Annotated in this window: 4 protein-coding genes and 1 pseudogene; all 5 read right to left on the minus strand. The window is 52.7% G+C overall.

Translation table 11 applies throughout. The features are described from left to right. The coding region (locus L4D19_RS00055) for a hypothetical protein (protein WP_489685904.1) at window positions 1–3,047 on the minus strand (3,047 nt) is incomplete at its 3' end. A gap of 130 nt (window positions 3,048–3,177) precedes the next feature. Continuing rightward, the gene (locus L4D19_RS00065) at window positions 3,178–3,480 is read right to left on the minus strand and encodes a hypothetical protein (protein WP_428450606.1); all 303 of its coding nucleotides are present in this window, start codon (window positions 3,478–3,480) and stop codon (window positions 3,178–3,180) included. Between the two features lie 626 nt (window positions 3,481–4,106). Then, a pseudogene (locus tag L4D19_RS30425) lies at window positions 4,107–5,972 on the minus strand (DUF6531 domain-containing protein); the annotation flags it as partial. Between the two features lie 851 nt (window positions 5,973–6,823). Next, on the minus strand, window positions 6,824–7,081 hold the full coding sequence (locus tag L4D19_RS00080) for a hypothetical protein (RefSeq protein WP_428450602.1): 258 nt from the start codon (window positions 7,079–7,081) through the stop codon (window positions 6,824–6,826). Then, window positions 7,081–11,169, minus strand: a 4,089-nt coding sequence (locus tag L4D19_RS00085) for a LysM peptidoglycan-binding domain-containing protein (protein ID WP_428450603.1), incomplete at its 5' end; no start/stop codon positions are given. The genes L4D19_RS00085 and L4D19_RS00080, both read right to left, overlap by 1 nt.

The following is an 11,169-nucleotide window of genomic DNA, read 5'->3' on the forward strand; positions in this document are numbered from 1 at the left end:
CTGGTCACCAAGCCACGCTTGTTGTAAGTTGTTAAAATGAAGTTACCCATCGCATCTTTGGTATGGGTTTTATTGCCGAAGCTGTCGTACCGGTACTGCGTGACTGCACCGACGGCATTCTTCTCCCATGCAAGCAGGCCGGCACTGTCATACATCCGTAATGTGCTGTTGTTGCGACCATCCGTTTTACGCACCAGGTTACCCAGCTTGTCGTAGTCATAGGTCTGCTCCACCGCTTTATTTTCGACTTTACCTGAGCTGGTCATCACCTGGACGGTCGGCAGCTGCTCCCAGACAACCTGGTTGTTCAGGTTATAATGCTGTTTCGTCACCCCCCCGAGCGCGTTGATGGTTTTAGTTACATTGCCCCAGCGATCAACCACTCGGTTGATGACCGGCTGCTGGCCGTTTTTGTGTGCCGGTAATTTCTGCTGGAGCAGAAAACCGAACTTGTTGTACGTATGATACGTTTTCCAGTCATCTGCACTGCCGGCTCCCCCCGCTGCCAGCTGATAGGTAACGCGACCCTGCAAATCATACAACTGAGTGACCACATCACCGTTTTCCTGGTGTTTGCGGGTCAGGTGGCCGGCTTTATTGTAGGTGTAGGCATAGACCATGTTCCCGGCCTTGCCGGACTGGGAGACTTCCCCGAAGGCGTTGTAGCGGGATTGCTCCACRCGGCCGTTGATATCTGTCCTTATTTGGTTACCGCGCTTATCATACTGGTAGGATTTCGTCAGCCAGTAGTCGTTATCAGTCCTGCCGCTCCAATGAGAGTATTTAGTATCTATCCGTACCTTTTCCGACAGGGTATTGCCCTTGGCGTCATATTTGTAATAGGTGGTAATGCCATCGCCGTTTGTGACGGAAATACGGCGGCCGCGGACATCAAGAGCATAAGTGGTAAAAAAAGACCCAGTCTGCTCAGAACTATCTTTATCGTACTGTCGTACCAGGTCACCATGAATACTGTATACAAAGTCAGTTTCATGACGGCCATATTTACTGCCGTAAAAACCATCCGGCCCTTGCGCTACCCGATGCTTCACCCCTTCCGAGCTAATCAGCCGGCCCAACGCGTCATAGCGCTTGTCCACCCGGCCACCGGCAGCGTTGATTTCATAGACGACATTGCCCAGCTCGTCATAGCCGGTTTGGGTCGTCAGCCTGCCGGTCGCCCCGCTTCTGTCGCCGCTGCTGTAGAACTGATAACTGCTCCCGTCCCAGCGGCTTTCCCGGGTCTTGCGCCCCAGCGCGTCATATTCATAGCTGGTATAGCGATCAAAACAAATACCCCCGTCAACAACTGAGGGTTTTTTAGGCGCTGCTGTCAATGACGGCGCCTGGTTGACCACCCGTGCATATTCAGTCTTCAGACTCACCTGACCGAACGCGTCATACTCAAACTCGGTCAGGTAGCCTTCGTCAACCGCGCCTTCGCTACGTTTATTCAGCACATCGAACCGGGCATGCTTCTGGCCGGCCTGATTGTAATAAGTGTACTTCTCGGCCCAGTTGTCATCGTCAATGCGGGTACGCTCCCTGACCACCTCGCCAAACTCGTTGTAGGTAAACTGCGTCTCCTGGGCGACACTCTTGGCACCGCGCGACGAGTCATARATGGTGATCGTGTCACCCACGACCTTGCTGACCCGGCCCTGGCGGTCAAAGTAACGCGTCAGCGTCCTGTCATTGCTGCTGTCGGCAGTAATACGCGCCGCCGCCATCTGCTCGCTGATCACGGTACCGGCCTGGATACCGCTCAGTCCGAACTTGTTGTGGTAGCGGATCACCTTGACGGTCGAGCTGGTATTGCTGCTGGCGCCATAGCGGTACTCGGTGGCATAACCGTCGCTATCCACCTCGTAGCGGACCCGCCCGGTCCTGTCGTACACCTTGTAGCTGTTGTGCCAGTCCACCTCGCGGGTCGAGCCCATATTGTCTGACTGGGCAACCGCCAGCCCGAGTGCATTGTAGGTCACCGTCCTGACCTGTCTCACCCTCCCGGTTCCGGGTGCAAAATGAACCATGCCATCACTGCTGCTGTGGTAGCCCGGCAACAGGATCCTGGTCTGGCGGTTGGCCGCATCGTACTGATACTCGGTGGTGCGGGCATCCACCGTTCCATGCCCCTCGACCTGCCTGGTCAGGTTGCCGTTCCTGTCATAGAAGAAACGGGTGTCAGGACAAGTGAGAACAGTCCCAGGGGTTTCAACATTATTAAGACGATAGGTGACTCCCGGAGCCAGCTCCCGGGTCAGGCGGTTGGCGCCGTCATACTCGTAGTGCCAGGTATCCCCCCGCTTGTTGGTAAAGCTGAGCTTGTTGCCGCTGGCATCGTAGGTATAGGATTCGGATTTGCCACGGGCATCGGTCACCTTGACCAAGCGGCCAGCGCCATCATAGGTATTGGTGGTCGCCCGGTTGCCGGACTTGGCGTGGGTTGCCAGCCACCCTGCCACGCCGGACTCGCTGCCCCARCTGCCGGTAAACTTGGTGCCGTACTGGACCAGCTTGACCACCTGGCCGGAGGTGTTGTAGCGCTTCTCGGTGACAAAGCCCCGCTCGTCCATCACAAAGCGCTCGCGCCCGGCCTTGTCGAARAGGCTGCGTACCCGGCGCTGGTCCRCGTYGGCACGGCTGCCCGACGAGACCTGTACCAGGTTGCCGAAGGCATCGTACTCACGACGCACCAGCGAGTCATCCGCGGTGCTGCCGGCATCGATGCCGTAGTGAGTGGTATCGCTCCGCTCCCCCCGCGCGGTATAGGTGTAGTCGGTAATGTTCCGAAGCCCGCCGGTGGTCTGCCAGATGTCCGAGCGGATCAGCTCGCTGAACTCATTGTAGCTATACGCCGACTTCAGGTTCAGCCCGCTCTGCTCGCTGACTTTTTTCCCCAGGCGGTTGTACGTGATCGCATGGGTGCGGCTATCCGCGCTGCTGGCGTCTAACCTTCCGATCAGCGCCGACGTGATACCGCCCCCCGTCAGGCCCGAGGTACTGATCCGGTTGTAGTACCGGCGGGTCTCCCTCACCTGCCCCATGTTGTCGTACGTGGTCTGGCTGACCTCGCCCAGCGCATTGACCGTGTATGTCAGGCGGCCGGCGGCATCATAGAAGAAGAGTGTCTTGTTGCCCTCCCCGTCAATCTGCTGCGTCTTCCGGCCGACGCTGTCATAGACCGTCGTCGCCGACTCCGCCCCCCGCTGAACCCTGGTAACCGCCCCGAACCGGTTGTAGGTGGTGACCGTGCTCCGGCTGCCGGTACTGGTCGTCGTCAGCTGCCCCACCTTGTTGTAGCTGAGCGTGGTGGTGATCCCCGCCGGATCTACCGTGGCCTTCACCTGACCAAGGGCATTGAAATCCTGGCGGGCGGCCGTGCGCTTGCTGCTGCCCCCGGCGTAGCCCTGGAGGTGGCTGATACTGGTGTTGGCATTGATGGCTGCGGTAATGGCACTTTTGTAGCGGTAGGTCCATGTCCGGTTGCTGTGCTCGTCATAGACGGTCTCGACCAGCTCGCCCGCGGCACTGACCGTTGCCCGTACCCGGCCGGCCCCGTCGTAGTAGGTATAGCTATGGCGGTCCCCAGTGTTCGCCGCCGGGCGGATCTTGGCCAGGTCGCCTGAACCACGATGCGCCGGGTTGGTGGCCGTCTTGTAGGCGATGGTTTCGACCAGGGCCCCGCGCGTGTTGTACCTGTTCTCGGTCAGGTAGCCGGCGGCATCGATGGAGCCGGTCTGCCTGCCCGTCTTGTCATAGATGAAGTACCGGGTGCGCCCGCCCCGGGTGGTCTTGACCACATTGCCGGCGCTGTCGTAATAGGTGTAGCTCACCACCCTGCCGGTGCTTTTGCCGTTCTGCTCCGCATCCGTGGCGGCCGTCACCTGCCCGGTCTTGTCGTAGGTATAGCTCGTCGTGCGGTCAAGGGCAGCATTGACGGCGGGGCGGAGCTGCCCGACATGGGTCTTGGTAACAGTGGTGCCGTTGAACCAGCCGCTGGTATTGGCATGGTTCCAGTACACCCGCTTGTAGGCCACCTGCCCTGCGGTGTTGTAAACCGTCTCGGACACCAGCCCGTCATGACCCACCACCGCATTCTGGCGACCCGCCTCGTCATAGAAATAGTACGTCCGCTGGCCGGTTGGCGATTGCGTCATCGCCAGCTGGCCGCTGGCATTATAGATACGCCTGGACAGGTGGTGCACGCTGCCGTCTGCGGTGTCGACGCTGACCAGCCGCCCTGCCGCATCAAAGCTCGAGGTGGTTATCTTCCCTTCCGCGTTGGTCACCTTCACCGTGTTGCCGCTATAGACCGTGCTGGTGCTGTAGCCGTTGGCATCGGTAACCCGCGTCACCCGGCCCTCGCCGTCATAGCTGTAGCTGGTCGCATGGGTGGCGCTGTTCTTGACCGCTATCTTCTGGCGCAGCAGGCCGTACTGGTCATAGACGAACTTGGTCCGCACCGTGGCACTGTCGAGGATGCCGACACCGGCACTGTTGACATGGGCATAGTTGCGGGTTTCGGTCAGCTGGTCACGGCCATCGTAGAAGTAGTCGGTGCGGCTGGTGAGGGCCTTGTTCTGGCCGTTGCGCCAGCTGTCCATCTGGCTCAGCGACAGCTGGCCGGAAACAGGCAGCGCGGCGACATTGTATTTCCCGCCGTCATAGCTGATGGTGGCAGAAAGCGTCCCTTCGGCCTTGTAGTGGTTGGCGGTAACCCGTCCCTCGGCGTCAACGGTATAGCGCAGGTGTTTTTCGCTGTCATAGACAAAGCGGGTGGTGGCCGGGTTGCTGGTCTTATTCAGGTAGACCGTCTCGCTGAGCAGCAGCTTGCCGCTATAGCGCCATTCGGTCTTGTTCCCCTCCGCGTCCACGGCACTGGTACGGTTCCCCGCACTGTCATAGGTGTACGTGGCAGTGTCGTAACCGGCGGTTGCGTTGTGAACCCGGCTGAGGTGCCCCTTGCCGTCATAGTGGTACCGGGTATCAAGCTGGCGCGCGGACGTATTCAGGCTGCTGGTGCCTGGCGTCAGCGTGCGCGTCAGCCGCTTGGCACCGTCGAAATAATACGTCCAGGTCCGGTTGAACCCGTCCTTTATCTGGGTATGGCCGCTGCCATAGGTGTAGCTCAGCGTCTGCCCGGTACCGTCAGTCACACTGGCGACCCTGCCGTCGCCGTGGTAGGCAAAGCTGACCTTGCTGCCGTCGCTCTGGCTTATCTCGCTGATACGCTGGCTGTTGCCGGCATATTTGTAGGTGGTGGTGAACGTGCCGCCGTTCAGCTGCGACTTGACCTGTGACAGGCGGCCATGGCTATCGTAGGCGTAGTCGACCTCGGTCGACCAGGCGCCGTTGGCAAAGGTCTTGAGGCGGGACAGCCTGCCGCCCGTCCCGTTGTATTCGAACGCCATGCGCTCGCCATTGGCGAAACGAATGTCGGTCAGCTTGCTGCCGCTGTAGTGGTACGTGCGGGCATTGCCGTCGGCATCCGCCGACGAGACCAGGTAGCCACTGGCGTTGTAGGTATCCCTGGCCCCCGTCTTCAGGTTGGTATAAATGTAGTTGCTGCCAGACTTTCTGAACTGGCCGACCTCGTCGTCACCGTTGGTGTTTTTGAAGACGNCGCCGCTGAGGCTGTAGACNGCGCTGCTCCCGTCGCCCCGGCGCAGGGTGAGGCTCGAGCCGGACAGAGATACCAGCTGRCGCTCAAAGCCAAACCGCCAGCCGTTGGCGTCCGAGTCGTTCCAGYTGCCCTGGCTGTTGTAGGTGCGCTCGGCGGCGATATCGAGGCCGCGGCCGACCAGTATCTCGTCCGAGTCGGTGAGGACCAGGTTGCCGGTACCGGCATTGACATGGTGGCCAATCCCGCCCTGGCGCAATGCCGCGTTGCCTGCACCAAAGTGACCCTTCAGTGACCGCAGTGATGAATCATACAAACCCAGGTCACTACCAAATACCAGCCCAGCCATATCTCGCCCCTTTAAACCTTGTCCCGCAGCTTTTCCTGTGCTGCGGGCAGCAGTAATTAATTGATTTATAGGGTTATCAAACGAAATATTTTTTTGTTAAGCATTAAAGCGAGAAAGGATGAATATTCCAAAACTCGAAAATGAAGCGACAGATAATTACAAGAAATGGATTTTTAGTTAACTCAAAAGTACAAATCTCTAGTCAAGTTGGTGTGAACTTCATATTAACTAAAACCAACCACTCATCCTTTTTGAAATCGTATAAGTATCCATTATCACCAAACGCATAAGTCATAGATTAACTTGGATTTAAATTCATTACACAAAGGAAGCCTCACTCAAAAGGCATCACAAGTATTTTGAGATGTGTTAGGTGATATTTTTAAGTTCTATAGATGTGACAGCCTCAGACTAAGAACAAGAGATAAATAACCATATCACTTTATATCATTATTAGTTTATAACTATTTAAAAACAAGAACGATGACCTAGTCACTACACTTTATACGCTATATAACAGGTACCGATAGACTTCAATAATCAATAATTGAGTTACTTAAAATCTGAACACTTTGTATCAGACCAAGAACTGATATTCGTAAGCGTATGCAACATAATAAAACCTGTGACTGGGCTATCATTTTAACTGATTAGTGTACATTGGTCTTAAAGGATTACATAACTTGTCATCCAGCCCAATTGATTCAGCTAAAGTAACTCAGCCCCAAGACACATAAAACTTCATCATATACATACCTAGTACTAAGACATCAAGCTAAAGCAACTATCTAAGCCCTTGAAACCAAAAAGGTCAGAGGAACCACCTCTGACCTTTTTCACCCTACATACTGTTAATCATTAAAAATAGAGTGTAACCAATAAGGAAAGCAAGACTGTCTTCTTAAACTTACAATGTCTTCTGAAACAAATGGCAGATTTCCAATCCCCCCAGGATCATCATGACGTCCAGTGATGTAGCGATTATTTCTAACTACAAGTTTTTTATAAACTCGCCCATTAGCCAATTTAATATCAACCCAATGTGTGTCCATTACCATAGGAGGACCTAAAAACCTTTTTAGCTCAGAAGGAATTTCTATCTTAGCCATCATTTATTCCTTAAAAACTCTTCGGCCTTAAACGTTTCATACATATCACTACTCACATTATCATAAGAGCGAACTTCAGTACCTCCACCAGGCTTTCCAAATAAGCTCCAAACAGGCCTCGGCTTCATAATGGTGTTTCCCTTGGGCAAAGTTATTTCCATTATCGTGTCGTATCCTGAGTCAAAGGGAAGAGCTAAGCGTTGTACTGCAGTTTCTGGAGACATAAGTTCTGGCGTCATCCATAACTCCATGGGTTCAAAACTACTACTAGGATCAAAATAATCAGAGTTTTTAAATGAATAAAAAACTTGATCTGTATTTAGCGTTTGCTTTCCAGTAAACCAGTGACGTACGTCATAATTAAATTTCATTTTTGCTGAGTTGAAACTCTTTTGTGCCCAACCGCCAAATTGCTCAGTAAGATCACCTGCCCAATACTTAACTTTAGCAGGAATAAGCTTCCCACCATACCTATCGAACGCAACATCTATTGCTGCACCACCAACTATTTTACCTGTTTGAAGACTCCAAAAGCCATGGTTCGTTACAGCATTGCTACCATTATCAATAATTTCCGCAGCTCCATGAATTATCCATTCTCGAGGAGTTATCGGGACTTGAGTAATAGCTTGTAAAGCAGGATCTGCTAGTAATCTACTAAACTCTTCATCAGCCATTGCTTGATATTCAGCCAATTGAGAGAAATGTTGCTCAAGTTGTGCATCCCACCCAGCAACATGTGTTGCGAATGTAAGATCTTCTTCTTCAAAGTTCCAGTTTGCAGGATTATCTTCAGGTGGTAACGCAAATGCCTGAACCATAGGAGAGCCTGTTTTTGCTTGCTCAGTTCTTGCCTCTTCAGCAGCTTTCTTATAGGCTCGACCCACCGAGTTCCCCAACGCATTGCCAAACGCGTCTGTAGCGATATTTACAAAGTCACGCTTACCGCCAATATCCATCCACTCTCTGGCTACATTCTCTGTATAGCCACCTGCAAATGACGAGGCCACATCACTTGCAAATTGCTGATTAGTATCCCCTAACGCCACTTTACCGGCATAGTGACCAGCCATGGATCCGGCGACATTCGCAGCCAACGCCTTCCAGCTAAAGTTACTATGACCTTCCAGTACGGCATTAGTCAGGTAATTGCCCCCCGCTTGTACCGCAGAGCGTGCGGCTATTTGGCCAATCGACGCTTCATTCAAGTTGGTGATTCCTGCCATCTCATTAGCGACAGCACCAACTCCAGCAGCCAAGGCCCCCCGAGCACCCGCCTTGAATACAGAGCCCATATCGAAGCCATCCTGTACATCAAGTGCCATGCCGACAAGCTGGCCGGCTACATTCCCGGCAGCAGCGGCAACGGCACCCGCCGCCATCGAGCCGGCAACGCCTGCAGCAGTCGAGCCGCCCAGCGCTCCAGAAACAGTAGAAGCAATTGCTGCACCAGCTCCACAAGTCACTACTGCCGCTACCACGACTACTACAACTGCAACAATCATTGATGCACAGCCGTTATCACTCGGCGGCGGTACATGTATCGCCTCGGCATCTATCTTACCGATGGCATCCGCAGCATTATACGGCTTGAAAGTACTGTCATTGTTGTGAACATTATTGTTCACCGTCGGGATAGACAGGCTCATTCCTTGCTGAAGCGCGGCTGTCGGCTCTATCGAGTTGGCATCAGCAATCAGATACCAGAGAGACGGATCCCCCCACAGCTTCTGGGCAATCCCTTTGAGGGTATCGCCATTAGATACTGCATAGGTGCCCGGCGCAGACTGCTGCATTTTTGATGCACTAACCATGTGGCTTTCAAAGTTAGTAGCAGAGAGGGTACCCGATTCGCCCAGGACTTTTCCGTTGGCATAATAAAAGTCCTGAATTTGTTTACCGTCTCGGCGGAATAGTACCTGCCCATCACGGTTGCTGATGAGCATCCGGTCATGGCCTGCAGAGCGGGTATTCGAACCGCGGACATACATGAGCTCGCCAAAACGATCAAAATACGATGTAGTGTTGTTCGGCCTCCAGTGACGTCGTGTCGTCGTCATATTGGATGTCAGCTGCTGTGCACTGGTACCAAAGAAGTAGGACTTGGTATGAACTTCCGTGTAATCCCTGACATCGGCCCCTCCCTTCAGAATCTGATTGTTCTGTCGGTTTACATTAACCGTGTATTTCAGTACGTTTCCGGTGCTGTCATAGCTGTTGTATACAACCTCGTTAGCCTTACGTAATTCTGTATTGTTGTATACCTTCTTATAATAACTACCTGTAACTGGGCCTGAATTTCCATACCTACGCAGAACGTGCTTCTCGTTGCGGAAGATATCTCTCAGATTGTAGGTCGTTTGCTTGTTCAGCTTTGAACCGTTACCCCAAGAATAATCGGTGCGCTGGATCGCCGTTCCCCGCCGCGCATGACTATTCCCTTCACCGTTCGAAATGGCGTATTTGTATTCGCGTGTTAGGCGACCATAGCTATCATACTGTCTTGAAGTCTGCTTATATGTTGTGGCCGATATTGATGCGGACGTTGAGTTATCCAGCTTGTAAGTTGATGTCAGCTGCCCTGAACTATACAAGTAGTTGTATTTTTCATGATCATACCGCCCACCATCACGCCTAATCTCACGCGTACGGCGGTTTAGATTATCATAGGTAAAGGATCGCGTCCCATCTCTATACCTTCCTGTTGCATTATCCGCATCAGCCACACGTACCCGGTTAACGGAGTCGTAGGTATAATAATGATCTATGGTCTCGACAATGCCTGAAGTCCCAGATCTGAGTACATCGGCATGCACTTTGCGGCGGTTACCAACTTCATCGTAGTAATATTGCAAACGTTGCAGGCCAGAGGTATTTGATACGATCTTTGGCCCCGAACTCCCGTACTTCGATGTTGCTGCCTGAAGGACTTTCGGTGCATAAGCCTGCTGAGGGGAGTTAACTTCGACTAGCTGACCACGTGCATTATATTTGTTGGTCGTCGTACGCTTGAAGTCATAAACAAATGTCTCAGCCCCCGTTTTCGTTGTGTAGCCACCGTACTTATGCTTTGGTTTCTCTAGGTAGGTGTAATTTCGAGTGAACTTCCGATTCGAACTGTGAGATTCGCTAACACGATTACCCATTTTGTCGTAGTCATAGCGACTCACTTCAGTACGATATATACCAGTGACACTTTTTGTATGATGATCCCGGCTCTGGGGCGACCATTCCGCCAACTTTCTGGCCAATGTATCCCAACCCGAGCTTCCCGTACGAGTAACCGACTTCAGCGCACCGTTATTCCAATACGTGTATGTATTGACATTATTACCATTCGTCTCTTTCTCTACTTGCTTGTGGGCATTTAGTTTGACACTGGTAGTGCGCCCACTTAGATCACGTCGTTGGGTGACATTACCGAAGCTGTCATGCCACCACTGCTGAAAGCGACCATCCGCTGTGATTTCTTTGGACTTACGGTTATAAGCATCGTATTCATAGCGGGTAACAACACGCTCCATAGTCCGCTTGGCAATTACATTTCCATTCGCATCATACTGGGTGTAAACAGTATTGGCGCCGTTGTCTGACAAGCCGGTAATATCCTGAATACGTCGGCCTGTCTGGTCGTATATATAGGTATGGGTAAGACCAGAATCATAATGACGGAAAGAGCCTGGAACAGTATGAGTAGTAGTATAAGTAGTATAAGAACTAGAAGTGCCATAAGAACCATACGAACCAGACGCGCCATACCATGAATAAGGGTCTATTCGTTTTTTGGTTTCAGTGATCACTTCCCGTTGTTGAGTTACCCTAATTTGACCTTCTCTGGTCACCAAGCCACGCTTGTTGTAAGTTGTTAAAATGAAGTTACCCATCGCATCTTTGGTATGGGTTTTATTGCCGAAGCTGTCGTACCGGTACTGCGTGACTGCACCGACGGCATTCTTCTCCCATGCAAGCAGGCCGGCACTGTCATACATCCGTAATGTGCTGTTGTTGCGACCATCCGTTTTACGCACCAGGTTACCCAGCTTGTCGTAGTCATAGGTCTGCTCCACCGCTTTATTTTCGACTTTACC

Source organism: Photobacterium kasasachensis (genome assembly GCF_050336885.1).
In the GTDB taxonomy this organism is placed as follows: Bacteria; Pseudomonadota; Gammaproteobacteria; order Enterobacterales; family Vibrionaceae; genus Photobacterium; species Photobacterium kasasachensis.

Coding starts and splice junctions, on each gene's coding strand:
- L4D19_RS00065 (WP_428450606.1), bottom strand. CDS start 3,480: ATGGACCTACCGCTACAAAAGTGCCATTACCGCAGCCATCAATGCCAA.
- L4D19_RS00080 (WP_428450602.1), bottom strand. CDS start 7,081: ATGGCTAAGATAGAAATTCCTTCTGAGCTAAAAAGGTTTTTAGGTCCT.